The sequence below is a fragment of the Thaumasiovibrio subtropicus genome (genome assembly GCF_019703835.1).
GTDB lineage: Bacteria > Pseudomonadota > Gammaproteobacteria > Enterobacterales > Vibrionaceae > Thaumasiovibrio > Thaumasiovibrio subtropicus.
This window is the reverse complement of record NZ_AP023054.1, coordinates 2,417,108-2,441,756: the sequence shown is the minus strand read 5'-3', so window position 1 is coordinate 2,441,756 and position 24,649 is coordinate 2,417,108. Positions and strand designations below refer to the sequence as shown.

Sequence of the window (24,649 nt, the reverse complement as noted above, 5' to 3'; positions counted from 1 at the left end):
AAATCAAAGAAAAATGTATGAAATTGTGATCTTATGCAGGGGTATTAGCGTAATGAAGGCGTGAATTTTCACTGACCTTGCATCTCTCTGCGGAGAAAAAAGCCCCTCCACCAAGCAAGGTGTTTAATTATTGAGATAAGTCTTTCTAATTGTAAGCGACTATTGCTTGCCTTTACCTGACTCAGTTGCACGTTAAAGCTTGTGCACATGCGAAAGACTATATCACCCATACGTCATTGCCTATGCAGTTTATAGAAATTAACATACTTTTGTGTACGTTAAGGAGAAAGCGGATGGCTGTGAATAAGGGATATGCGAAGACTGCGCATAGGAAGCATTGAGAAGTGATACTTATTATTTCGACTATCCTGCTTACCTTATTGCGTTTTTGCCACTCCCATCCACCGTCTTACCTTGAGTATATACGTTACTCGCTGATTCCAATCTATTTTTTACGTTTGCAGTTCATAACAAATTTATACTCAAACCACCTCAAGACGCTTGTTCAGCGAGAGTTTCTAGGCTTGTCAACAAGACACTGTTTTGAAGATCTAGTGGATTAATTAAAAACAGTAACGACGGTGGCGAGCCTCGAAAACTCGCCCTTCGGGAAGCGACTAGCGCCCCGATTTCTGCGTTAAAGGTGTTTGAAAGGGAAATCCATTCCTTCACACCTTCGCCTTGGTATCTTTACCTTGACTTCGACGCGCTAGGCCGCTTCTGAATCCTGCATCTTGAAGTGGTTTGAGTATATAAAGGACGAGGGATACGTCTTGAAGTTGTTTGAGTATAGCGAGGTGCTGAGTTGGCTGTTTTTGATTTGTTAACCGTGCTAAGGAAGTGTTCTCGTTGGCTAGATAAAGCAGGACAGAGATGTTTCACATAGCTGCTTGATGTTATTGATAAAATTGATAGATATGAAATATTGCTCATCGACGTTAATGCTGGATGGGAAGTAATAAATGTTAATTTATATCGCTTATTGTTTGTTGTGTGGTTTGAATTTTCATCAGTTGGTGTTTTCACAGCACAATATCTATTGCAATGTGCGGTTGGTCACGTAAAATGGCCTCATCCTTAACTAAGGGTAGAGGCGCACTGGTTATCAGTAGCAAGTAGTAGGGTGATGCTTATGATCACTTGCGAAAGGAATCCGTGCCGAAGTTAGTCAGACTCATCAAGTCGATTAGCTGGGGAAATATCGAATAGGTATTTCACTGCCATAGTCATATACATTCACTATGGAGCGCTACTGTTGGGTATAGGTGGGTAAATTCTCTCCTTTATTCTCTCATCACGCTTATGTGTACAGTAGATCTCCGAGCAATTGGTTGCAGCAGAGATCATGGAACTCATTGATTTTTCAAATTCATATATTTCGTTATTGCCCGCATTGACGGCATTAACTCTTGCGATTCTGACACGTCGTGTGTTGGTGTCATTGGGCGTAGGTATCGTACTAGGAGCACTCCTTCTTAATGGCTTCTCTTTTTCTGGTACGTTCTCTTACGTGTTTAACACATTCAAGAGTGTTGTTGTTGAAGCAGAAACGGTTACCGAAAACGGTAAAGAAGTCACCAACTATGCGTTGAACGCGTGGAACATGAGTATTGTCGCTTTCCTCGTGTTGCTAGGCATGATGACGGCACTATTGACGCTTTCTGGCGGCACACGTGCTTTTGCTGAGTGGGCGCAAACCCGTATTAAGTCCAAGCGTGGTGCAAAGCTACTGACCGCGTTTTTGGGTGTGTTTATCTTTGTTGATGATTATTTCAACAGTTTGGCGGTAGGCTCTATTTCTCGCCCTGTCACTGACCGTTATTACGTCTCACGTGCTAAGTTGGCCTATCTACTCGATTCTACTGCAGCACCTATGTGTGTGTTGATGCCTGCTTCAAGCTGGGGTGCTTACATCATTACGGTGATTGGTGGCATTTTGGTGACGCATAACGTAACAGAGTACAGCGCATTGAGTGCGTTTGTTACTTTGATTCCGATGAACTTTTATGCGGTGTTTGCGTTGTTACTGGTGTTTGCAGTGGCTTGGTATCAAATTGATGTAGGCCCAATGCGTCGTCATGAGCAAGTGGCACAACGTGGTCAAGGTTACAACGAGAACGATGATGCAAGTAGTGATCTCAATGATGAACTCGGCATTACAGAGAGTGCGAAAGGTCGCGTCAGTGATCTGCTGATGCCTATCATTGTACTGATTGCTGCGACAGTGTTCTTTATGGTGTTTACTGGCTACCAGAGCTTGGCGAATGACGGTGAAGCCTTTTCTTTGCTGGGTGCTTTTGAAGAGACAGATGTCGGCATGTCGTTGTTCTGGGGTGGCTTAATTGGTTTAGCGGCCGCGTTGGTGCCTGTGTTGCGTCAGAAGTTGCCTATGGGTGACGTGACAGCGACATTATGGATTGGTGCAAAGTCGATGTTTGGCGCCATCCTGATCCTCTTCTTTGCTTGGAGCATCGGTAGTGTCATTGGCGATATGGAGACGGGTAAGTTCCTGTCTACCTTAGTAGAGGGTTCGGTTAACCCCGCTTTCCTACCTGTTATATTGTTCTTGTTAGCGGGTGTAATGGCGTTTTCTACGGGTACTTCGTGGGGAACCTTCGGCATCATGTTACCTATCGCTGGTGATATGGCTGCAGCGACAGAAATTGCGTTGATGCTACCTATGTTGGGTGCGGTGCTTGCGGGCTCTGTGTTTGGTGACCATTGCTCACCAATCTCTGATACCACCATTCTTTCTTCAACGGGTGCTCGTTGTAACCATATTGACCACGTACAGACTCAACTGCCGTACGCCGTCGCTTCAGCCATCGTCGCGAGTGTCGGTTTTGTGGTCCTTGGTTTCACATTGTCGCTGTTCACTGCATTTATTGCCGCAACACTGGCATTCATTGGGGTATGCGTTGGCTTGATTCAGATGTCGCGTAAGCCAGTGACTAAGCAAACCGCTTAAACGCCAGACAACTTTTAGATTGTATTGGACAATAAAGCTCGCTTCGGCGGGCTTTTCTGTTTTTATTCTCGCCATTTTTCGGTAGGATGCGCGGCGGAAATATGGAGGGTAGCCTCAGATGGCACAGTTGTACTTTTACTATTCAACGATGAATGCAGGTAAGTCGACCACTTTATTGCAGTCATCTTTTAATTATCAAGAACGTGGCATGAACCCTTTGGTTTTAACTGCGGCGATTGATGATCGTGCTGGCGTGGGCGTGGTCAGTTCTCGCATCGGTCTTCAGTCTGAAGCCGAACTCTATGCACCAGGTGACGACCTGTTAGCGAAAATTACAGACATGAATCACAATCAAAATATTGACTGTGTCTTGGTTGATGAGTGTCAGTTCTTAGATAAGAACCAAGTCTATCAACTAACCGAAGTGGTTGATAAGTTGAATATCCCTGTCCTTTGCTATGGTTTGCGCACAGATTTTCAAGGTGAATTGTTTGCGGGTAGCAAGCATTTGCTGGCGTGGGCAGACAAGTTAGTCGAGCTAAAAACGATTTGTCACTGTGGCCGAAAAGCAAACATGGTCTATCGTACAGACGAGCAGGGTAACGCGATTGTTGATGGTGATCAGGTGGTGATTGGTGGCAATGAACGCTATGTTTCTGTTTGTCGCCTGCATTACAAGGAAGCGCTAGGACGTTAGGGCGCGATATCTGTTTGTATAAATTAGGGTTAAGCGAGTCTTGACGACGAACGCGATCGGAAGAGGCATTCGCTTGGCGATGAACAGCGTATTTGATGTGATCAAATGCGCTGTTTTTTTATGTGGCAAGCTCATCTCTCATTATCTGCTGTGATCGATTCCTTAAATATTAGCAAGACACTCTAAAACTTTGGTCAAAACTACGCTTCACCCCGAGTTTCTTTCCGGTTGCTGTTTAGGCTGAAATAACGCAAATGAAATAGCGATAGTGAGGAAAGCATGATGGATAGACGCAAGCGCATCGGGATCAACATGGTGCTGTGGATAGTAGCAGCGAGTTTTGTCTTCTATTCTGCTGGCGGTGCGTCAGCGATCGTGATAACGGCGCTGGGCTTAATCAGTGTGTTTGCTAGCCTGTTTCTGACCGAGAAGGCGGAAAGCGTAGAGAAGAACCGTGAAGAAACCGTTTTGATACCAGCGAAACTCTCCACCTCACTGTCTCATAATGCGGTGAGTACCGCGGAAGTCTCTTTTGCGATTGATCAATTAAAGCCTAAGCTTGAGCGGCAATTATCGTCTGTCGTCCATATTTCCTTCACCTCTTCTGAAATTGCTAAAACACTTGGCGTGACAGCTGAGGCTGCGCAACAAGCCTCATTAGCGACAGTCGAAATGCGTGAAATCAGTACGCAAGGAGAAGCAAATTTACAAGAAGCCATGACTGAAATGGAACAAATACATACACAAACATCGGCTTCTCTTCAGCAGATAGAAAGCTTGGATGCGCAAGTTAATCGAATAAAAAGTGTCGCTCAAGTGATTGATGAGATAGCATCGCAGACCAACTTACTCGCCTTGAATGCGGCGATTGAGGCGGCGCGAGCAGGTTCTCAGGGAAGAGGCTTTGCCGTTGTCGCCGATGAAGTCCGAGGGTTGGCAGAGCGGACGTCTCAAAGTACCAATGAGGTGGCGCATATCGTCCATCTCATTTTGAATGAGACAGGGGAGATGATGGATACCATACGTCAACTCGCTCATGATGTAGAGCAAGGAAAAGAGAGTATTAGTCACGTTGCTCAGAGTCTGCAAGCAATGGCGCAGCAAGCTGAGCGGGTTGAACAGCAAGTCACGCAGATAACTGATGGCGCGATTTTAAACGAGCAAGGCTTGGTACAGATATCGCAAGCCATTGATGAAGTGAAGCATGAGCTTGATGGCAGTGATAAGGATCTGCTCGTGCTGCAAGACGAAGCCATGCGCTTAATGGAAATGGCAGAATCGTGTAATGCGGTGATGGTCGAACTTGATAGCCAGAGTCCACATCGCCCCTTCTACACCAATGCGGCAAAATGTGCTGAAGAGATAGCGGCGCGATTTAGTGCCGCACTGGTGAGTGGTGAAATTACCGAAAGTGCGCTTTTTAGCCGCACTTACGAACCGATAGCGAACACGTCTCCTCAAAAGTATCGAACAGCCTTTGACGAGTTTTGCGATAGGGTGCTGCCCGATATTCAAGAGCCCTATTTAAGATTTAGAGATGAGGTAGTGTATGCGATTGCTAATGATAGTAAGGGGTATGTTCCTACGCACAACAACGCATTCTGTAAGCCGTTGACGGGTAATGCCGAAGTGGATCAATGTGCCAATCGCACCAAGCGCATCTTTGATGATAGAACAGGTCAGCGTTGTGGTGCGCATACCGAGAAAATGCTGCTGCAAACTTATAAACGTGACACAGGTGAAATCATGCATGACATCTCTGTGCCGATTTTTGTTAACTCACGTCATTGGGGAAGTTTAAGGATGGGATACACGCAAGCTTCTTGAACCAGCTTGAGTAAATACGCCACCTTAGGTGGCGTATTTTTTGCGTTAACGGCAGTTATTTCTTTGCATGTCGCTCAGCAAGGCGCTCAGTGATCGTGGAGAGTGACATTCCTTGGTCTTGCAGTAGCACAAGCAGGTGATAGATAAGGTCTGCCGACTCATCGACTAACTCCGCCTTATCACCCGACGTTGCCGCAAGCGCGACTTCAACGCCTTCTTCACCGACTTTTTGCGAAATACGTTTGGTGCCACGGGCATAGAGGCTGGCGGTATAAGAGCTGTCAGGATCGCTGCCTTTTCTTGAGGCCAAGACTTGCTCCAATTGATGAAGAAACACCAATGAAGGTGGCGCAACATCATCGCCATCAAAGCAGGTCGTTGTGCCTAAGTGGCATGTAGGGCCAATCGGATCAACTTGAACCAGTAAGGTGTCACTGTCACAATCGAGGGCGATTGATTTCAGTTGCAGTACGTTTCCAGAAGTTTCGCCTTTCGTCCAAAGTCGCTGTTTTGTGCGAGAAAAGAAAGTCACTTGCTTCGTTTCAAGTGTCTTCGTTAACGCACCTTTATCCATGTAGCCTAACATTAAGACTTGGCCACTGTTGTTATCTTGAATGATTGCCGGGATCATCTCATCGACTTTTTCCCAATTTATACGTTCGATAAGACTCATACTCGGATCTCCACTTGTTGTTGTTTTAAGTATTGTTTTAGTTCACCGATGTTGATGATCTGTTTATGAAAGACGGAGGCGGCTAAAGCGCCGTCTACATTGGCCTTATTAAACGCATCCGCAAAGTGGACCATTTCTCCCGCACCGCCTGAGGCAATCAAAGGTACGTGACAGACTTCGCGAACCATGTTGAGCTGATCGAGGTCGTAGCCGTTACGCACGCCATCTTGGTTCATCATGTTCAATACGATTTCGCCTGCACCGCGTTTTTGTACTTCTTGCACCCAATCACGCGTTTCCCACTGCGTGGCCTTGGTACGGCTTTCATCACCGGTAAATTGGTACACTTGGTATTTACCCGTGTCAGCATCAAAATAGGAGTCGATACCGACCACAATACACTGCACGCCAAACTTATCTGCAAGCTCGGTGATCAGGTTTGGGTTGGCTAAGGCTGGCGAGTTAATCGATACTTTATCCGCACCAAATTGTAAAATGCGTGAAGCGTCTTCAGCTGATTTGATACCACCGGCGACACAAAATGGAATATCAATGACTTCTGCAACACGGGACACCCAGCTTTTATCGACCACTCGGCCATCGCTGGAAGCGGTAATATCGTAAAAAACCAGTTCATCGGCGCCTTCTTCTGCATAGCGTTTAGCCAGTGGAACAATATCGCCTATGATTTCATGATTTCTAAATTGCACGCCTTTGACAACTTGTCCATCACGCACGTCGAGACAAGGAATAATTCGTCTAGCTAACATCTTTCACTCCTTACTCTGCCCAAACGCGGAAGGCGTCTTCAGCATTGAACTTACCATCGAGCAGGGCACGACCTACAATAACGCCTTGCACACCTGAACCCTTCAATGCGGCAATGTCTTCCAGTGAGCCAATACCACCAGAGGATTGAAACGCGACTTGAGGGTATTGCGCGCACAAGTCACGATAGAGGTCGACATTCGAGCCCGCGAGCGTGCCATCCCGAGAAATGTCGGTGCAGAGGACATGTTTTAGACCGACGGTTAAGAAATCGTCTAAAAGCGCTTCGATGGTGACGCCTGAATCTTCTTGCCAACCAGAGATGGCAACATGACGGTGCCCCTCACTATCAATGTTGACATCCAGTGCCAATACGATGTGTTCAGCACCGTATTTCTCCATCCAGCTCTTCACCAGCTCTGGCTGTTTTACTGCGGTTGAACCGATAACGACGCGCTCTGCGCCGGCATCAAGAAGGTCTTTGACATCTTGCTCACTGCGTACGCCCCCACCAATTTGAATGTTGGCAGGTGTACTCGCGAGTAGGCTTGCGATCAAATCGAGTTGTCGCGCCGACGTATCTTTTGCGCCAGTTAAATCAACCAGGTGTAGCCAATTCGCGCCAGCTTGATGATAGATAGCAAATTGTTCCGCAGGATTGACGGGATATTCGGTAACTTGTCCATAGTCACCTTGATAGAGACGGACTACTTGGCCGTCGATTAAGTCTAAAGCGGGAATGATCATGACGTTCCTTATCACATCTCTAAAAAGTTCTTAATCAGCTGAGCACCAGCTTTGCTGGAGCGCTCTGGGTGAAATTGCACCCCATAATAGTTGCCGCTCTGCAGTGCAGCCGTGAAAGGCGTACCGTACTCACACTGTGCGATAGTGTTGTCATCGGTGACAGGCATCGCATAGCTATGAACAAAGTAGAAGTAGCTGCCCGCTGGGATATCTTTAAACAACGGGTGGCCTGCTTTTGGTGTAATGGTGTTCCAGCCCATGTGAGGAAGTGGTAGCCCCTCTGCTTGCATCTTTTCTATCGGCGCATCACACAAGTTCAGGCAAGGGATTGTTTCTTCGCCTGCAGCACCATGCTCTTGAGAAACACGACACAGTAACTGCATGCCGAGACAAATACCGAGAAGCGGTTTGTCGACCTGTTTTACAAGTTCGACAAGGTCACGTTCCTCGAGGTTTTTCATCGCCTCACTTGCTGTTCCCACTCCCGGTAAAAAGAGCTTATCAGCGGCTAAAACAACATCGGGATCTTTGCTGACAGTCACTTGATATCCAAGACGTTCAATGGCAAACCTCACTGAAGAGACGTTCGCACAGCCAGTATCGATAATAACGACGTTTGCCATTAAAGCACCCCTTTACTGCTTGGTAGTTCGTTACCTTCTACGCGAATCGCTTGACGTAAGGTACGTCCGAATGCTTTGAATAAACTCTCTACGATGTGGTGGTCGTTGTCACCATCAGAAGACAAGTGCAAGGTACAAGCTAATGTATCAGTGAGAGAGCGGAAGAAGTGAGAGACCATCTCTGTTGACAGATCGCCAACTTGCTCGCGACTGAAGACTGCATCAAATTTGAGGTATGGTCGGCCGGAAAGATCCAGCGCACATTGCGCCAGGCATTCATCCATTGGCAAGCTAAAGCCGAAGCGACCAATACCACGTTTATCGCCAAGTGCGATTTTCAATGCTTCTCCTAGCGCCAGGGCGGTATCTTCAACACTGTGGTGATCATCAATGTGAAGGTCGCCATCCACCTGACAGATCATCTGGAAACCACCGTGAGTGGCGATTTGATCTAGCATATGATCAAAGAAACCGAGTCCAGTTTCTATTTTGTTACCACCCGACTGATCAAGGTTGACCTTCACTTTGATGTCAGTTTCTTTGGTAGTACGAACAACTTCTGCGATGCGAGGTTGTGTGGTGAGATCTTTGACGATTTGTTGCCATCCCATGGTCTCAGGGTTGTATTGAATGCCCCGAATTGCCATGTTTTCCGCAAGTGCAAGGTCAGTTTGACGGTCGCCTATCACGGCTGAGGTGGTGAAATCAACACGGCCTTGCTGAAGGTAGGGCTTCACCAACCCGAGCTTGGGTTTACGACACGTGCAATCATCTTCTTCGAAATGAGGGCAGATAAGCACGTCGGCAAATTTCACACCTTGAGACTCAAAGATCTCCATCATCATATTGTGTGGCGCATCAAACTCATCTTGAGGGTAGCTGTCCGTGCCCAAACCATCTTGGTTAGTGACCATGACGAGAGTGTAGCCTGCGTCCTGCAACTGCAGTAGTGCGGGAATGACATAAGGTTCTAGCTTGAGTTTATCTAAGCGGTCGACTTGAAAATCCACAGGTGGCTCAACAATGAGGGTGCCATCTCGATCAATAAATAGAATTTTTTCTTTGCTCACTACAACGTCCTTATTGCTCTAGCTGTTGGCGGATAAAGGCCAGTGTTTTTTCACATTCGTCTCGGTTGCCAACGCTAATACGAATGCAGTTTTCAATTGGGCTTCGACGTAGAATAATGCCATTGTCCCACAGGGTGCTGAAGAGTTTTTCGCCATCAGGAAACTGGACGAGTAGGTAATTGCCATACCCATCAAAGACGGTCACACCCGGCAACATACTCAAACCTGCCTGCAAGTAGGCGCGATTGGCATTGAGGTCGAGTACTTGGAATTTAGTGCGCGCTAACCCTGCTTCGGAAAGCGCTTGAACCGCAATATCGGTCACAGGAACCGGCACGGGATAAGGCGCAATCACTTTCAGCAATAGCTCGATGATTTGGGGATTAGCAAGTGTAAAACCGCAGCGTAGACCTGCGAGCGCAAAGGCTTTTGATAGGGTGCGGAGTATCGCCAAATTTGGGTAACGGGATAGCAGCTCAACAACAGACTCTTCCATACAGAAGTCGATGTAGGCTTCATCGACCACGACAATCGCTTTGTTGGCCGTCATGTCGAGCAAGGCTTCGATGTCACTTCGCTTCAGTAGGTTGCCTGTCGGGTTGTTTGGACTACAAACAAACACCAGCTTTACACTATCGAGGTTAGCCTGAATCGTATCTAAATCAAGTTGCCAGTCAGCCGTGAGTGGTACTGTTTTGGTGGCAACATCAAATGTTTGCGCGCTGATGGCATACATACCGTAGGTCGGTGGACAATACAGGATGCTATCTTGGTTGGGTTCACAAAACGCGCGGACCAGCAGTTCTATGCCCTCGTCGGCTCCGCGTGAAGTTAGTACATACTTACTATCGACGCCCGCGTACGCGGAGTAGGCATTGATTAGCTCTTCTGGCTGACAGGTGCTGTAGCGATTGAGGCGGTCGCAGTTAACACTGTATTCGTTAACATAGGGTGACTCGTTAGCATTTAGCCAAATATCACCACTCCCCCCTAAACGACGAGCTGACATGTATGGGGTCAGTTCGCGAACGGTTTTTCGAGCTAGGTTTTCAATACTCATCTTGATGCCCTTATCTATTGATTACGTAGCTTTTCAACACGAAGAGTGACGGCACGTTTGTGAGCGTCGAGGCCTTCAGCATCGGCAATGGTCTCGACAATAGGAGCAATGGCGAGCAAGCCGTCACTGCTGAGCTCTTGAACTGTCATTCGCTTGGAGAAATCGGCTAAGCCTAGGCTAGAGTAAGTGCGTGTATAGCCATAGGTTGGTAAAACGTGATTGGTACCCGACGCATAGTCACCGACCGATTCAGGCGACCACAGGCCCAAGAAAATGGACCCAGCATTGTCCAGTTCAGGTAGCAAAGCGCGAGGATTTTCGGTCTGTACAATGAGGTGTTCAGGGCCATAACGATTGGAAATGGCGATGCATTCTTCAATGGACTCTGCCACAACCAGTAAACTGGAACCCAAGGCTTGACGGGCAATGTCAGCACGACTGAGGGTTTTAAGTTGTTGTTGGATAGCATCCGCAACGCGGTCAGCTAAGCTAGGCTCTGGCGTCACGAGCACAACTTGTGAATCTGGGCCGTGCTCCGCTTGACTCAGTAGGTCTGCGGCGATGAAGTCAGGGTCGGCGCTGTTATCGGCAATAACAAGGACTTCTGAAGGCCCTGCTGGCATATCAATGGCTGCGCCACGGAAGTCATTGCTGACTTGACGTTTTGCTTCAGTGACGTAGGCGTTGCCTGGGCCAAAAATCTTATCCACTTTCGCGACTGTTTCCGTACCGTACGCCATGGCGGCAACCGCTTGTGCCCCACCTAGATTGTAGACTTCATCGATCCCACACAACTGAGCGACATAGAGAATCTCATCGGCAATCGGTGGGGGTGAACTCAGTACTACGCGCTTACAGCCGGCAATTTGTGAGGGCACACCGAGCATCAACACCGTTGAAGGGAGCGGGGCGCTACCACCGGGGATATAGAGGCCAACAGCGTTGATAGGGCGCGTAACTTGCTCACAGACCACACCAGGCTGGGTTTCAACTTTAATGGCTTGAGGTTTCTGTGCGGTATGAAATGAATAAATATTCTTATATGCCGCTTGAAGCGCTTGTTTCATCTCTTCAGAAAGTCGCGCTGATGCCGCGGTGATTTCGTCTGCGCTAACCCGAATGCTGTCCGGTTTAACCTTGTCGAATTTTTCGGTGAGTGCAAGCAGTGCGGCATCGCCGTCTTTTTGTACTTGCGCAATAACATCATTGACGGCGGCGGTAATGTTTGCGCCTTCCGTGATTGCAGGCCTTTCAAGTAGGCCTGCTTGTTGATATTCGCTGAGTGATTGCCAAACAACCGTTTTCATTTCTACTTACTCCATCATCTTTTCAATTGGCAACACAAGAATTGAGCTGGCACCAAGCGATTTAAGTTGCTCCATGGTTTCCCAGAATAAGTTTTCCGCACTTACCAAATGTACGGCGACTCGGCTGTTATCTTCTGAGAGAGGCAGTACTGTAGGATCTTCAGCGCCCGGTAGCAGGGATTTGATCTCTTCCAGACGCTCAGTGGGTGCATGTAGCATGATGTATTTTGATTCTTTAGCTTGAATCACGCCTTGCATACGCGTCAGTAACTTTTCAATGAGCGCTTGTTTTTCTGCTGAGAACTCACCGCTACGCTGAATCAACACTGCCTTTGACCGTAGGATGACTTCGACTTCTTTTAGACCGTTTGCTTCTAGCGTTGCGCCTGTTGAGACAAGATCACAGATAGCATCAGCAAGGCCAGCACGAGGGGCAACCTCCACAGAGCCTGTTAGCATACAGGTGCTAAAACCGACGCCGCGCTCTTCCATGTAGCGTTTAACGAGGTGTGGGTAAGTAGTGGCAATGCGTTTGCCTTCTAGGTCTTGAGGTCCGTTGTAAGCAGCGTCTTTGTTGATAGCGATTGAAAGTCGGCAGCCACCAAAATCAAGACGGCGTAGTGTGGTGTATTCGGCATTACCGCCTTGAGCAATACGGTCGAGTGCGACTTCTTCGAGCTCGTTCTCGCCAATCACTCCGAGGTCAACAACGCCATCCATAATGAGACCCGGAATGTCATCATCACGAACAAGTAGCAAGTCGATTGGCATGTTTTCAGCGTGAACGATCAGGCGCTCACCAACCATGTTAATTTTCACACCACAACGTTTTAGGAGTTCTTGACACTCTTTTGCTAAGCGTCCTTTCTTTTGAATGGCGATACGTAGTCGTTGATTTTGCATTTCCCTATTCCTTTTTGCCGATTGCTTGCTTCGTGCGTAATTTTTGTTTGCCATTTATCTGGCGCTGAAAGTAAAAAACCCTCGGAAGAGGCTCTTCCGAGGGTCGTTATTCTGTAGATATCCGTACCGTTGGAAGAGAGTTTTCTAGTCTTCCTGCGGACGATGCGTATCCTCCCGAAAGACTAGTCAGGATGATGATGGTGATGATGAATGACCATTTGGCTACGCATAAATATTCTCTATTGATGAAACTTGATGTCTGGTTTCACACTAACCAAGCTGCTGTAAGATTGCAACCCAAAATTTAAAAAAGGGGAAAAATTGGTAAACGTTTCTGTGAAATTAGTCAGGAAAGATTCGCCACTCAACCGAAAATTCAAAGAGAAAGTCACGATGGAAAACATGAGTGGCGATATTTAGCTCTAACTTTGGTTGCAGTTGCAAAGGATTGTCTTGTTGTCGCTAAATGTATATATCCAAGAGTCCTTTACGTTTCTTGCGCTTCCGAGGCTTCTCTTCTTCCTGTTTGTCGCTTTTGGTTACAACCCGCACCTGATGGTGCTTCTCACTACTGCTCTCGGCAGTCGGCTGCGTCTTGTGTGTCACAGCCTTGTAATGGGAGGGATAAATAATCATACAACCGTCCGATACAAGGAACACGTCTTTGTATCGGTAGGGTTGAGCAAAACTTGAACAATATTTACATTGCTGAGCCAAGGCGGTAGGTCAGTCGCACGTCAGTGGCGGATACTGCAACACTTCTTGAACTTTTTGCCACTCTCGCATGGACAACTATCGTTTCGTCCTATTTTTTGCGGCGGCGTTGGCGTAGCCGGGTATTCCCCATCGATGTAATACCATTGGCCATTCTCAAACAGGAATCTAGAGCGTTCTTCGAGAAAGTAGCAAGTACCGTTATCAAGGTAGCGAGCAATGAAATGCACATAGCCTTCATGCCCAATCACTTCGGAAGCGTCGACGACATCAAGCTTCAACCAGAGGCTATTAACAGACTCTGCGATGGCTTGGCGATGCTGTTCTGCATGGCAACTTGGGTGGTAGGTTGCGACGACATAGTCGACATTTTTAATGCAGTGCGCGGTATAGCGTGATCGCATCAGTTGTTCAGGGCGATGTGCATTTTGGGGGTTGGAGATAATAGGCTGACAACAGTCAGCAAATGCTTGCTGACTGCCGCAAGGACACAATGACATTACTGTTGGCTCTTATTGACGAAATCTTGGGTCCATTCTAATGAATCGACATAGCAATCGGCAATGCGTGTTTCGTCTAATCGGTAATGCTGGCAAATCAGCTTGATTCGATGCCAATCAGCGCGATCGTAAGCTTTGGCTAATGCGACAATACCGCCGAGTCTGCCTTTGCTTTCAATGAGTGCCGATTTAACCGCACTGCTTAATGGAAGCTGCGAGAGCAGTGTCTCAATGGGTTGGTCGAGTAGTGAATCTAGCAGTGAGAACAAACCGGTTAAGAAGGCCTCTGAAGGCTCCATGCTGAGATAGGGCGCAACCAGTTCACAAAAGCGTGCACGTTGAATCGAGAGCAAATAGAGCGTGTTGCCTTTACCATCTGTCGCATACGCTGTGGCAACGAGGTAGACAAAACGCCTTAAGCGATTCTCCCCCAAGAAGACGAGGGCTTGCTTAAATGAGACGATGGGCTTGCTGTCGACCGCCGTCATGGTATTCACGTAGCGCAATAGCTTGTAGGAAATAGACACATCACTACTCACGATGCTTTCCACTTCTGCAAAGTCGACGTTGGTCTCACTGATGGCTTTAAACAAGCGCATGGTTGTCATCGCTGAGGGTGATAGCGAGCGCTGTTCAATGATTTCAGGCTTGGCAAAGAAATAGCCTTGGAAGTATTCGAAACCAATATTAAGGGCGGCTTGAAATTGCTCATGCGTCTCCACTTTTTCCGCGAGATACTTAATATTGAAATGGCTATGGAGATGAATGAATTTACGCGCTTCATCTAAGCTCGTGCTGAGGAGATCAAATTTAATAATACTGATGTACGGAAAAAATCGGCGCCATTCTGGTGTGTTTTCAAAGTCATCGAGTGCAAGTGTATATCCACGCGCGTGGAGCTTCTTCACCGCATTGAAAAGCGCATCATTGGGTTCGCAATCTTCCAGTATTTCAATCACGAGGTCAGTCTTTGGGAAGAGCGTTGGCGTTAGGTCAACCAAGCTTTTCTCTGGGAAGTTAATAAATGCGAGTTCGCTATTTTTTTTGTTTGAGGTGTTGTTTTGCAAAGAGGTGATACGCTCAATTAACAAGCGTGACGTTGCGTACTCAGCAGAGACCTGAGGAAACGCATTATTTGGCCCATCGCGAAACAACAGTTCATAGGCAACAGTTTCTAGTTTTGAATTGAGAATAGGTTGCCGTGCGACGAATGAATTCATTGTTTGTTGAACCTTTAAGGATAACAACAGGTAGTTAACCTAAGTGGCTAATAACCCTAGTCCTTCTGCCGGATTTTTTAACGGAGTGCAAAAGATTGTAACAGGATTTAGCAGCCAAAAGGATGTTTAGTTGATTTAGATTATTGCCTACAAATGCCAACTTGATCACAATAGCGCACTTTTTTAATTCGAGTAAGTTATTTAATGTCGATGTTGCATATTCTGCAGGCGGGGTTGCTGGCAGGTGGGGCGGTGTTTATTGCGATGCTTTTTAATGCATGGCGTAAGCAACGCGCGCAGGAAGCGCAGACAAAAGTGTGGTCAATTGCGTTGATCGGAGGGTTTGCTAACTTCTGTGATGCGTTAGGCGTGGGGAGTTTTGCGATTAAAACCGCAGCGTATAAACAGCTAAATTTGGTTGATGATAAGTTACTTCCTGGCACCTTAAATGCGCAAGCAACCCTTGCCACGGTTGCTCAGTCATTGCTTTTTTTGACTGCGGTGAATGTCGATAGTACGACACTATTTAGCTTGATTGCGGCGGCTTGTTTAGGTGCAACTGTGGGGGCGAGGTTTGTCGCGAATTTGGATAGACAGATGATTCGACTGATCATGTCCATCGCTTTGCTTATTGTTGCCGGATTAATGTTTGCAGGCCGATTAGAGTTATTCCCGCTTGGTGGAGAGGCGCTTGGATTGAGCGGCACTAAGTTACTGATTGGCATTTTAGGTAACTTTATTTTTGGTGCTTTGATGACGGTTGGCATCGGTTTATACGCACCCTGTATGACAATGATTTACCTACTAGGAATGAACCCATTGGCCGCGTTTCCGATCATGATGTGTTCGTGTGCGTTCTTGTGTTTTTTCTCTGCTGGGAGTTTTATTCAGCGAGGTGCATTCAATAGCCGAGCCAGTGTTGCTGTTGCTATTTCGGGACCGATTGCAGTCTTGGCAGCGGTGTTTATTGTGAAGTCGATGGACTTGGACACCTTAGCATGGCTAGTGGCATTTGTTGTCCTTTACACTGCGGTAACTATGTTTAGGTCGTGGCAGAATGATCGGAGTGCGCAGCCTGAGCAAGCCGTGTCTTCGTGAGTTTAAAGAGGCGTTAAGCGCCTCTTTGTTATTGCTCAGACGTTCCTTGAGTGATGTACAATACAGGGTTACTGGGTTTCAAACGCCAACGACATGAGGGCTTTCTCACCATTGTCACTGCATTTGAGCACTGAACCCTGCTCGTACCAATCACCGAGCACGATGCGCTCACCGAATTGATGTTGATGAATGTTGGGACGGTGGGTGTGGCCATGAATCATATGAGCGACATTATGGAACTGGAATCGTCGCTCAACCTCATCAAGGGTGACATCCATAATGTTCAATGATTTCGTTTGCTTTGTTTTACCGCTACTGGCGCGAATCTTGTTGCCAATTTTTACCCGATAGGCGAGGGGTAACCGCATAAAAAGCCATTGTAGCCATGGCTGGTGGACACGCTTTCGGTACTTTTGATATTGCTCATCACCGAGGCACAAGGTGTCACCGTGGAGGATAAGAGTGGGTGTGCCATACAGATCAATCACAGTATGCTCATCCAAAAGGGTCATGCCCGTCTCTTTGGCAAAACGCTTACCAATCATAAAATCCCGGTTCCCATGGATGTAGTAGCAAGGAATACCGGTGTCAGTGAAGGCTTTAAAAGCCGTTTTGATGGTTTCTAAAAACGGATTTGTTTCGTCATCGCCAATCCACATCTCGAAAAGATCTCCGAGGACGTAGAGAGCGTCAGGCTTTTTCGCTGTCATATCGCGCATAAAATGCAGGAAGCAGGCGGTAATATCGGGGCGAGAATCACTAAGGTGGAGATCGGCAATAAAGTATGTATTCATTTTAAAGAGTGCTAGTCATGAGTATCAGGGCAACGCATGTTGCCCTGAGTAAAGGCGGATTACTCTTCAACAGTGACGCTGTTAATCAGTACTTCCTCTACAGGAACGTCTTGGTGAACGTAACCGTAGTTGCCCGTTGCCACACCTTTGATTTTGTTGACAACATCCATACCTTCTACCACTTCACCGAACACACAGTAGCCCCAGCCTTGTGCATTCTCAGCTTTGAAGTTGAGGAAGTCGTTGTCGTTAACGTTGATAAAGAACTGTGAGCTCGCAGAGTGCGGCTCCATAGTACGTGCCATGGCAATCGTACCCGTTTTGTTTTGGAGACCGTTGTTCGCTTCGTTTTTGATTGGCGCGCGAGTCTCTTTCTCAACAAGGCCAGAAGTCATGCCGCCGCCTTGGACCATAAAGCCGTCGATGACACGGTGAAATAGCGTCTCGTTATAGAAACCGTCACGGCAGTATTGTAGGAAGTTCGCACAAGTTTCAGGTGCTTTTTCACTGTTAAGTGCAATTTTAATATCACCAAAAGTGGTGTGCAGCGTAACCATTTAAATATCCTTCTGAGAAGTGTTGATCTATAGCTTGGTCTTAAATAGTAACCTGAAGGGGAACATATACTCAAGCTACCTCAAGATGCAGGATTCAGAAGCAAACTAGCGTGTTGAGTTCAAGGCAAAGGTGTGAAGGAATGGTTTCCCTCTTTTGAACACCTTTAACGCAGAAATCGGGGCGCTAGTCGCTTCCCAAAGGGCGAGTTTTCTTAGCTTGCCACCTTTGTTACTGCTTTTGATGTAGTCCACTATATCTTCAAAGCCGTGCCCCGATGGCAAACCTAGAAACCCTCACTGAACAAGCACCTTGAGGTGGCTGAGTATAAGCCAATCTTGTGGTTGCATTCGCCTCGTTTGGTGGGGTTGGACGGATAAAAGATCAGCACCGTCACTTTTTTCTGGCTGGCGGACGGAGTTTTGCTTGCGATCCCCCGTCAGAACGGGTGTAATTGCTGATTACACTTGGGCTATCTTAAGGTGCTCGTGCAGTGAGTGTTTTAAGGCTCGCTGTTAGTGAAGCATTTTGAAGAGGCGAGAGTTATACCCAGAACAAATTGTCATTCCATCAACCATAGAGTCATGAAGAAATATGTTGAAGATCTATAACACACTGACGCGCCAAAAAGAGGAATTTAAGCCAATCCATGCCAACAAGGTAGGCATGTATGTGTGTGGAGTGACAATTTACGATTTGTGTCATATTGGGCATGGGCGCACCTTTGTCTCTTTTGATGTGGTATCGCGCTACTTGCGCTACAGCGGTTACGACCTCACCTTCGTACGCAACATCACCGATATCGATGACAAGATTATTAAGCGTGCCAATGAGAATGGAGAGAGCTGCGAGTCTCTAACTGAACGTTTAATTGCTGAAATGCATGCCGACTTTGATGCGTTAAACCTCAAGCGTCCTGACATTGAGCCGCGAGCGACTGAGTTTATTGCCGAAATCATTGCACTCGTTGAGCGATTGATTGCGCGCGGTTTTGCTTACGTTGCCGATAACGGTGATGTGATGTTTGAAGTCGCGAAGTTCAACGAGTATGGCAAGTTATCGAAGCAAGATCTTGATCAGCTTCAAGCTGGTGCACGAGTGGATATTGAAACCGCTAAACGCAGTCCGCTCGATTTCGTATTGTGGAAAATGTCTAAACCAGGCGAGCCTACATGGGAGTCACCATGGGGTGCAGGTCGTCCAGGTTGGCATATCGAATGTTCAGCAATGAACTCGGCGATTCTTGGCGATCATTTTGATATTCACGGTGGTGGTTCTGATCTTCAGTTCCCACACCATGAGAATGAAATTGCCCAATCATGCTGTGCGCATGGCACCGATTATGTCAATACTTGGATGCATAGCGGCATGGTGATGGTTGATCGTGAAAAGATGTCTAAGTCACTAGGAAATTTCTTCACGATTCGCGATGTATTGAACCATTACGACGCTGAGACAGTGCGTTATTTCTTGATGTCTGGTCACTATCGTAGCCAGCTAAACTACAGCGAAGATAACTTAAATCAGGCGCGTTCAGCACTGGAGCGTTTATACACGTCGCTTCGTGGCCTTGATCATGTTGAAGCTGCCGGTGGTGAAGAGTTTGTGACACGCTTTAAAGAAGCAATGGATGATGACTTCAACACACCAGAAGCTTACTCGGTACTGTTTGATATTGCGCGAGACGTTAATAAGCTAAAAACGGAAGATTTAGCAGCGGCTTCGGCGCTAGGTGCCCGTCTACGTGAGCTTGCTGGCGTACTTGGCTTGCTTGAGCAAGATGCAGAATCATTCTTACAAGGTGATGCGGCGCAAGGAGACGATGTCGCTGAAATTGAAGCGCTGATCGAGCAACGTGTCACAGCTAGGGCAGCGAAAGACTGGGCCGCCGCAGATGCCGCTCGTGATAAGTTGACCGAAATGGGCATTGTGCTGCAGGAGAGCCCTCAGGGCACGACGTGGACGCGTAAGTAGCAATCCATCAATCTATTCCTTTCAAGCCGGGATCTTTCCCGGCTTTTTCTTGTTTACGACAAAATTGTGCCTAGTAAATAAGACTTAATCCCATATAAAAATTACAATTTTTCCGTTACTTTCCTAAATATGTCCTATAGTGATTTTATAAGATTCTATCTCAGAGGAGTGACATATGAGCGCGTCGGCGATGCTTTCTCGGGTCAATGAATTGCCCAAAATCCCTAAAGTACTGCAAGAATTGGTTGAGATGGTGAATCAGGAAGAAGTTGACTTGATGCAGCTATCAAAAAAAATCTCAATGGAGCAGGTAGTCAGTGCACGTATTTTGCGTATGTCTAACTCCGCACACTTTGGTCGTAGTCGTACGATTGCTTCTGTAGACGAAGCGGTGATCCGTTTGGGCGTTGAACCGATCAGAACACTACTCGTTGTTTCTGTACTCGTGAGTGCGTTTCCTAAAGTGAAAGGGCTCGATATGTCCGTTTACTGGAATGACACCTTTGAAATCGCAACGATCGCCAGTAACGTCGCGAAGAAAGCGGGTTTAGACGGCAATCAAGCGTTCACCGCTGGGATGCTACACAATATCGGCGAGCTCATGATTCATACCTTGGCAGAAGAAGAAGCGATGCAAATCGTGCAGCGTGTCGAGAAGGGCGAAGAAAAAATCTCGGCACAATCGGACGTTCTGGGTATTACCGCGCCAGAGTTAGGTGCGAAGCTGGCGGTCGCTTGGAAGTTTGCCCCGCAATTGGTAGACAGCATTGAGCATTATCTTGAGCCAGAAAAGGCTGAGAAAGATCCTAAGATGGCGACTGCACTGCATTTTGCTTATGAAGTGAATCAGAAATGGGATGATTTCGAAGACGAGGACAAAACGAGCTTTGTCGATAGTAATGATGATGTGCGTCGTTTAGCGTTGAGCAATGATATTGTTGGTGTCCTTGATGAAGCGCGTGGACAAGGTCGCAGTATGGCAGAGCAAATTGTCTAATCTAAACACCTGTACCTGTGATTCATTAATAAAAACGGCGCATAGAGCGCCGTTTTTCGTGAGTCGAGTGTAATTAAACACCTGCGAGACCGGGGAACAAAGCCCTGAGACCGTTGGCGATGAACTCAACACCCAGTGCTGCGAGGATCAAGCCCATAATACGGGTGATAACGTTAATGCCCGTCTGTCCCAAAAAGCGTACGATCAGTGGTGCGCTGCGGTAAAGCAACCAACACCCAACAGCAAATAGGACAATGGTTGCGATAAGGCCTAGTGTGCTGATGGGACCTGGGTGACGCGCACCGTAAACGATTGTCGAACTTATCGCACCAGGCCCGGCCATCAAGGGCATGGCTAACGGTACGACGCCCACTTGTTCACGGCTGATTGACTCCGTTTCTTCTTGCTTATTTTGTTTATCTTCACCAAGTTTACCGCTCATCATAGAAAAAGCGATACTGAGCAGCAATATACCGCCAGCAACACGAAATGAATCGAGTGAGATGCTAAAGATGTCTAAAAGCATCTGACCAGCAATAAGTGAAACAGCTAGAATGATAGCCACAGCGATGCTCGCTGTGTAAGCGGTTTTGTTTCGGTCAGCGGGCGACATATGCCCAGTCAATGAAACAAAGATTGGCATAATGCCTATCGGATTAACCGCAGCAATTAAACCAACGAAAAATTGCACGAATATCGCGATTTCTAAAGCTTGCATGATATCTACTCGGTGAATGAAACGGAACGAGGCACATTCTAGTCGAACATTAACATCGCGCCACTCAATTTTTTATCGCTAATTCCTTAGGAAAACTAATGTATTCAATCCCAGTTTGGATTCATTAATTGAAGGTAAATTATTCGTTAATCGAATTGCCTATCCCATAGCGACAGTGTCGATAATGACTCATTGATAAAAGTAATATTTGAACTGGCTCTAAAAGTTAATTGTATTACAAATGAAGGTTAAAAATCTGTATGATGAATTTTTGACGAATCTTTTTGTAAAAATATCTTGTAATTTTTCTACAAAAATAGAATACCATTTCAGATGGATAGATTCATAAGTAACTGTTTTAATAAGCTAAATTTGTTTTGATTAACAAAAGAGCAACGATTGCGCAAAATATCGACGTTCAGGTGTCTGGGTGTAATTTTTCTATCAAAAAAATACCGAAAGTGATCTGTATCAACATTTTTGTTAACGCTCTCGCTATAATCGATCCCGAAAACAATTTACTAAGATGATGTGCTACAAAGCTCGTTAACATACAATGTACTTCGCTAAGGCGAATGTGAGCAGCCGTCTTACTAAAACGTTTTTAATTTAAGTTAGGAGTTAACTATGCCTGTTACTAATGTGGCTGAATTGGATGCAATGATTGCACGCGTAAAGAAAGCGCAACGCGAATTTGCAACTTACTCGCAAGAGCAAGTTGACAAGATCTTCCGCGCCGCTTCTCTGGCTGCAAACAACGCCCGTATTCCTCTAGCACAGCAAGCTGTGGAAGAGTCAGGAATGGGTATTGTTGAAGATAAGGTAATCAAAAACCACTTCGCATCAGAATTTATCTACAACAAGTACAAGGACGAGAAAACCTGTGGTGTGCTTGAAGAGAACGACGAGTTCGGCACTATCACTATCGCAGAGCCAGTTGGTATCATCTGTGGTATCGTCCCAACAACCAACCCTACTTCTACCGCGATCTTCAAATCTCTTATCTCTCTGAAGACTCGTAACGGTATCATCTTCTCGCCACACCCACGTGCGAAAAACTCAACAAACGATGCTGCTAAACTCGTTCTAGATGCTGCTATTGAAGCAGGTGCACCAAAAGATATCATCGGTTGGATCGACGAGCCTTCAGTAGAGCTTTCAAACGCGCTAATGAAGCATGAAGACATTAACCTAATCTTGGCGACGGGTGGTCCTGGTATGGTTAAAGCGGCATACTCTTCTGGTAAGCCAGCTATCGGTGTAGGTGCAGGTAACGTACCTGTTGTTATCGATGAAACGGCTGATATCAAGCGTGCTGTTGCCTCTATCCTGATGTCTAAGACATTCGATAACGGTGTTGTTTGTGCTTCTGAGCAGGCTGCAATCGTTGTTGATTCTGTGTATGAGGAAGTAAAAGAGCGTTTTGCTTCTCACAAAGCCTATGTACTAAGCAAAGCAGAAGCTGACAAAGTACGTAAAGTACTCCTTATCGACGGTAACCTAAACGCGAAGATCGTAGGTCAGCCTGCAGCAGCTATCGCTGAAATGGCAGGCGTATCTGTACCAACTGACACCAAAGTACTTGTTGGTGAAGGTTTGGACAAAGTCTCTTACGACGATGCATTCGCACATGAGAAGCTGTCTCCAACATTGGGTCTATTCCGTGCTGACGATTTCGAAGATGCCGTTGCTCAAGCAGTAACCATGGTTGAAATCGGTGGTATCGGTCACACCTCTGGTCTATACACAGACCAAGATAGCAACGAAGATCGTATTCGCTACTTCGGTGACAAGCTAAAAACTGCTCGTATTCTTGTTAACATTCCTACGACTCACGGTGGTATCGGTGACCTATACAACTTTAACGTTGCACCGTCTCTAACCTTGGGTTGTGGTTCATGGGGTGGTAACTCTATCTCTGAGAACGTAGGTCCTAAGCACCTAATCAACAAGAAAACTGTAGCGAAGCGAGCTGAAAACATGCTGTGGCACAAACTTCCAAAATCTGTTTACTTCCGTCGTGGTAGCTTGCCAGTAGCACTGGGCGACCTAGAAGGTAAGAAACGTGCGTTCGTTGTCACTGACCGTTTCCTATTTAACAACGGTTACTCTGATGAAGTTGTTGCTTTGCTTAAAGCGCAAGGCATGGAAGTACAAACATTCTTCGAAGTAGAGGCGGATCCAACACTTTCTGTTGTTGAGAAAGGTGCTGCAGCAATGCAGAGCTTCCAGCCTGACGTAATCCTTGCTCTTGGTGGTGGTTCACCAATGGATGCTGCGAAAATCATGTGGGTAATGTACGAGCACCCGAATACACACTTCGAAGAGCTAGCAATGCGCTTCATGGATATTCGTAAGCGTATCTACAAGTTCCCTAAAATGGGCCAGAAAGCTGAGTTGGTATGTATCACTACCACTTCAGGTACAGGTTCAGAAGTGACGCCGTTTGCGGTTGTTACTGATGACAAGACGGGTGCTAAATACCCACTTGCTGACTACGAGCTAACGCCGCAAATGGCGATCGTTGATGCAAACTTAGTAATGAACATGCCTAAGTCTCTAACTGCGTTCGGTGGTTACGATGCCGTTACTCACGCACTAGAAGCTTACGTGTCAGTGCTTGCTAACGAATACTCTGATGGTCAAGCTTTACAAGCACTTCGCATGCTGAAAGATTACCTACCATCAAGCTATGCGAACGGTGCGAAAGACCCAATCGCTCGTGAGAAAGTCCACAACGCGGCAACGATTGCTGGTATTGCGTTTGCGAATGCCTTCCTAGGTGTTTGTCACTCAATGGCGCACAAGATCGGTGCTGAGTTCCACCTACCACACGGTATGGCGAACGCAATGCTTATCTCTAACGTTGTTCGTTACAACGCGAACGACAACCCGACTAAGCAAACAGCTTTCTCTCAGTATGACCGTCCTCAAGCGCGTCGTCGTTACGCAGAAGTTGCTGACCACCTAGGCCTAACTAAGCCGGGTGACCGCACTTCAGCTAAGATTGAAGCACTACTAGCATGGTTGGAAGAACTGAAGATTAACTTGGAAATCCCAACGTCTATCCAAGCAGCAGGTGTGCCAGAAGCTGACTTCCTAGCGAAAGTTGATGAGCTATCGGTAGAAGCGTTTGATGACCAGTGTACTGGTGCGAACCCTCGTTACCCACTAATCAGCGAGCTAAAAGAAGTTCTTCTATCTTCTTACTATGGTAAGCCATATGTTGAAGGTGAAACCGTTGAAGGTACTTCTGTGATTAAGAAGAAAGCTGACCAAAAGCCAGCAGCGAAAACCAAGAAAGCTGCAGCAAAAGCTTAATTCTGACTGATTGTTAGCGCATTATTTGGCCCGCCACTTTGGCGGGCCTTTTTCGTTTCAGTTAACGAGCCGTAGCGATATGAGCCATATGCGATGTATGACATTTACTTACAGT

General features: G+C 46.7%; 20 protein-coding genes, 1 riboswitch and 1 other annotated feature. Of the genes, 7 read left to right on the top strand and 13 right to left on the bottom strand.

The window, feature by feature from the left end; genetic code table 11:
* Positions 1-1,080 precede the first annotated feature (1,080 nt).
* Positions 1,081-1,260: riboswitch (Lysine riboswitch) on the top strand.
* Positions 1,261-1,345: 85 nt separating this feature from the next.
* The 3 genes from TSUB_RS10765 (at position 1,346) to TSUB_RS10755 (ending at position 5,492) form a co-directional block, all read left to right on the top strand.
* Positions 1,346-2,968, top strand: a complete 1,623-nt coding sequence (locus TSUB_RS10765; protein WP_087025979.1) for a Na+/H+ antiporter NhaC family protein — start codon at positions 1,346-1,348, stop codon at positions 2,966-2,968.
* Positions 2,969-3,086: 118 nt separating this feature from the next.
* On the top strand, positions 3,087-3,665 hold the full coding sequence (locus TSUB_RS10760; RefSeq protein WP_087025982.1) for a thymidine kinase: 579 nt from the start codon (positions 3,087-3,089) through the stop codon (positions 3,663-3,665).
* 279 nt (positions 3,666-3,944) lie between these two features.
* Positions 3,945-5,492 (top strand): methyl-accepting chemotaxis protein, encoded by a 1,548-nt coding sequence (locus TSUB_RS10755; RefSeq protein WP_087025985.1) that lies wholly within the window; start codon positions 3,945-3,947, stop codon positions 5,490-5,492.
* A 55-nt stretch (positions 5,493-5,547) separates the two neighbouring features.
* Here TSUB_RS10755 and hisIE read toward each other — a convergent pair whose 3' ends face one another.
* The 10 genes from hisIE to TSUB_RS10705 all read right to left on the bottom strand — a co-directional run bounded on the left by hisIE (position 5,548) and on the right by TSUB_RS10705 (position 15,077).
* The gene (hisIE, locus tag TSUB_RS10750) at positions 5,548-6,165 is read right to left on the bottom strand and encodes a bifunctional phosphoribosyl-AMP cyclohydrolase/phosphoribosyl-ATP diphosphatase HisIE (RefSeq protein WP_087025987.1); all 618 of its coding nucleotides are present in this window, start codon (positions 6,163-6,165) and stop codon (positions 5,548-5,550) included.
* On the bottom strand, positions 6,162-6,935 hold the full coding sequence (hisF, locus tag TSUB_RS10745; RefSeq protein WP_087025990.1) for an imidazole glycerol phosphate synthase subunit HisF: 774 nt from the start codon (positions 6,933-6,935) through the stop codon (positions 6,162-6,164). Before hisF ends, hisIE begins: the two co-directional genes overlap by 4 nt.
* A gap of 10 nt (positions 6,936-6,945) precedes the next feature.
* A complete protein-coding gene (hisA, locus tag TSUB_RS10740) occupies positions 6,946-7,680 on the bottom strand; it encodes a 1-(5-phosphoribosyl)-5-[(5-phosphoribosylamino)methylideneamino]imidazole-4-carboxamide isomerase (protein ID WP_087025993.1) in 735 nt (244 codons plus the stop codon).
* Positions 7,681-7,691: 11 nt separating this feature from the next.
* Positions 7,692-8,303, bottom strand: a complete 612-nt coding sequence (hisH, locus tag TSUB_RS10735; RefSeq protein ID WP_087025996.1) for an imidazole glycerol phosphate synthase subunit HisH — start codon at positions 8,301-8,303, stop codon at positions 7,692-7,694.
* Positions 8,303-9,373, bottom strand: coding sequence for a bifunctional histidinol-phosphatase/imidazoleglycerol-phosphate dehydratase HisB (gene hisB / locus TSUB_RS10730; RefSeq protein ID WP_087026000.1), 1,071 nt, complete (start codon positions 9,371-9,373; stop codon positions 8,303-8,305). Before hisB ends, hisH begins: the two co-directional genes overlap by 1 nt.
* 10 nt (positions 9,374-9,383) lie before the next feature.
* Complete coding sequence (hisC, locus tag TSUB_RS10725) at positions 9,384-10,433, bottom strand: histidinol-phosphate transaminase (protein ID WP_087026004.1); 1,050 nt, start codon at positions 10,431-10,433, stop codon at positions 9,384-9,386.
* Between the two features lie 14 nt (positions 10,434-10,447).
* The gene (gene hisD, locus TSUB_RS10720; RefSeq protein WP_087026006.1) at positions 10,448-11,740 is read right to left on the bottom strand and encodes a histidinol dehydrogenase; all 1,293 of its coding nucleotides are present in this window, start codon (positions 11,738-11,740) and stop codon (positions 10,448-10,450) included.
* A gap of 6 nt (positions 11,741-11,746) precedes the next feature.
* Complete coding sequence (gene hisG, locus TSUB_RS10715) at positions 11,747-12,643, bottom strand: ATP phosphoribosyltransferase (RefSeq protein ID WP_087026009.1); 897 nt, start codon at positions 12,641-12,643, stop codon at positions 11,747-11,749.
* A gap of 69 nt (positions 12,644-12,712) precedes the next feature.
* Positions 12,713-12,850, bottom strand: a sequence feature (His leader region).
* A 530-nt stretch (positions 12,851-13,380) separates the two neighbouring features.
* Positions 13,381-13,857, bottom strand: a complete 477-nt coding sequence (locus tag TSUB_RS10710) for a YchJ family metal-binding protein (RefSeq protein ID WP_087026012.1) — start codon at positions 13,855-13,857, stop codon at positions 13,381-13,383.
* Positions 13,857-15,077 (bottom strand): EAL and HDOD domain-containing protein, encoded by a 1,221-nt coding sequence (locus TSUB_RS10705; RefSeq protein WP_087026014.1) that lies wholly within the window; start codon positions 15,075-15,077, stop codon positions 13,857-13,859. Before TSUB_RS10705 ends, TSUB_RS10710 begins: the two co-directional genes overlap by 1 nt.
* A 204-nt stretch (positions 15,078-15,281) precedes the next feature.
* On the opposite strand from TSUB_RS10705, the gene TSUB_RS10700 reads away from it, so the two are divergent.
* A complete protein-coding gene (locus tag TSUB_RS10700; protein ID WP_087026017.1) occupies positions 15,282-16,175 on the top strand; it encodes a sulfite exporter TauE/SafE family protein in 894 nt (297 codons plus the stop codon).
* 68 nt (positions 16,176-16,243) lie between these two features.
* Here TSUB_RS10700 and lpxH read toward each other — a convergent pair whose 3' ends face one another.
* Positions 16,244-16,969, bottom strand: a complete 726-nt coding sequence (gene lpxH, locus TSUB_RS10695; protein WP_087026020.1) for a UDP-2,3-diacylglucosamine diphosphatase — start codon at positions 16,967-16,969, stop codon at positions 16,244-16,246.
* A gap of 59 nt (positions 16,970-17,028) precedes the next feature.
* The gene (locus TSUB_RS10690) at positions 17,029-17,526 is read right to left on the bottom strand and encodes a peptidylprolyl isomerase (RefSeq protein ID WP_087026023.1); all 498 of its coding nucleotides are present in this window, start codon (positions 17,524-17,526) and stop codon (positions 17,029-17,031) included.
* A 592-nt stretch (positions 17,527-18,118) separates the two neighbouring features.
* Here TSUB_RS10690 and cysS point away from each other — a divergent pair.
* The gene (gene cysS, locus TSUB_RS10685; protein ID WP_087026026.1) at positions 18,119-19,498 is read left to right on the top strand and encodes a cysteine--tRNA ligase; all 1,380 of its coding nucleotides are present in this window, start codon (positions 18,119-18,121) and stop codon (positions 19,496-19,498) included.
* Between the two features lie 175 nt (positions 19,499-19,673).
* Positions 19,674-20,495 (top strand): HDOD domain-containing protein, encoded by an 822-nt coding sequence (locus TSUB_RS10680; RefSeq protein ID WP_087026029.1) that lies wholly within the window; start codon positions 19,674-19,676, stop codon positions 20,493-20,495.
* A gap of 73 nt (positions 20,496-20,568) precedes the next feature.
* Here the strand turns inward: TSUB_RS10680 and TSUB_RS10675 are convergent, their stop codons facing one another.
* The gene (locus TSUB_RS10675) at positions 20,569-21,213 is read right to left on the bottom strand and encodes a YchE family NAAT transporter (protein WP_087026031.1); all 645 of its coding nucleotides are present in this window, start codon (positions 21,211-21,213) and stop codon (positions 20,569-20,571) included.
* A 627-nt stretch (positions 21,214-21,840) separates the two neighbouring features.
* Between TSUB_RS10675 and adhE the strand changes: the two genes are divergently transcribed.
* Positions 21,841-24,534 carry a bifunctional acetaldehyde-CoA/alcohol dehydrogenase gene (gene adhE / locus TSUB_RS10670; protein WP_087026033.1) on the top strand — a complete coding sequence of 898 codons (2,694 nt, stop codon included), beginning with the start codon at positions 21,841-21,843 and terminating at the stop codon, positions 24,532-24,534.
* Positions 24,535-24,649: the final 115 nt, after the last annotated feature.

Coding starts and splice junctions, on each gene's coding strand:
- TSUB_RS10765 (WP_087025979.1), top strand. CDS start 1,346: ATGGAACTCATTGATTTTTCAAATTCATATATTTCGTTATTGCCCGCA.
- TSUB_RS10760 (WP_087025982.1), top strand. CDS start 3,087: ATGGCACAGTTGTACTTTTACTATTCAACGATGAATGCAGGTAAGTCG.
- TSUB_RS10755 (WP_087025985.1), top strand. CDS start 3,945: ATGATGGATAGACGCAAGCGCATCGGGATCAACATGGTGCTGTGGATA.
- hisIE (WP_087025987.1), bottom strand. CDS start 6,165: ATGAGTCTTATCGAACGTATAAATTGGGAAAAAGTCGATGAGATGATC.
- hisF (WP_087025990.1), bottom strand. CDS start 6,935: ATGTTAGCTAGACGAATTATTCCTTGTCTCGACGTGCGTGATGGACAA.
- hisA (WP_087025993.1), bottom strand. CDS start 7,680: ATGATCATTCCCGCTTTAGACTTAATCGACGGCCAAGTAGTCCGTCTC.
- hisH (WP_087025996.1), bottom strand. CDS start 8,303: ATGGCAAACGTCGTTATTATCGATACTGGCTGTGCGAACGTCTCTTCA.
- hisC (WP_087026004.1), bottom strand. CDS start 10,433: ATGAGTATTGAAAACCTAGCTCGAAAAACCGTTCGCGAACTGACCCCA.
- hisD (WP_087026006.1), bottom strand. CDS start 11,740: ATGAAAACGGTTGTTTGGCAATCACTCAGCGAATATCAACAAGCAGGC.
- hisG (WP_087026009.1), bottom strand. CDS start 12,643: ATGCAAAATCAACGACTACGTATCGCCATTCAAAAGAAAGGACGCTTA.
- TSUB_RS10710 (WP_087026012.1), bottom strand. CDS start 13,857: ATGTCATTGTGTCCTTGCGGCAGTCAGCAAGCATTTGCTGACTGTTGT.
- TSUB_RS10705 (WP_087026014.1), bottom strand. CDS start 15,077: ATGAATTCATTCGTCGCACGGCAACCTATTCTCAATTCAAAACTAGAA.
- TSUB_RS10700 (WP_087026017.1), top strand. CDS start 15,282: ATGTCGATGTTGCATATTCTGCAGGCGGGGTTGCTGGCAGGTGGGGCG.
- lpxH (WP_087026020.1), bottom strand. CDS start 16,969: ATGAATACATACTTTATTGCCGATCTCCACCTTAGTGATTCTCGCCCC.
- TSUB_RS10690 (WP_087026023.1), bottom strand. CDS start 17,526: ATGGTTACGCTGCACACCACTTTTGGTGATATTAAAATTGCACTTAAC.
- cysS (WP_087026026.1), top strand. CDS start 18,119: ATGTTGAAGATCTATAACACACTGACGCGCCAAAAAGAGGAATTTAAG.
- TSUB_RS10680 (WP_087026029.1), top strand. CDS start 19,674: ATGAGCGCGTCGGCGATGCTTTCTCGGGTCAATGAATTGCCCAAAATC.
- TSUB_RS10675 (WP_087026031.1), bottom strand. CDS start 21,213: ATGCAAGCTTTAGAAATCGCGATATTCGTGCAATTTTTCGTTGGTTTA.
- adhE (WP_087026033.1), top strand. CDS start 21,841: ATGCCTGTTACTAATGTGGCTGAATTGGATGCAATGATTGCACGCGTA.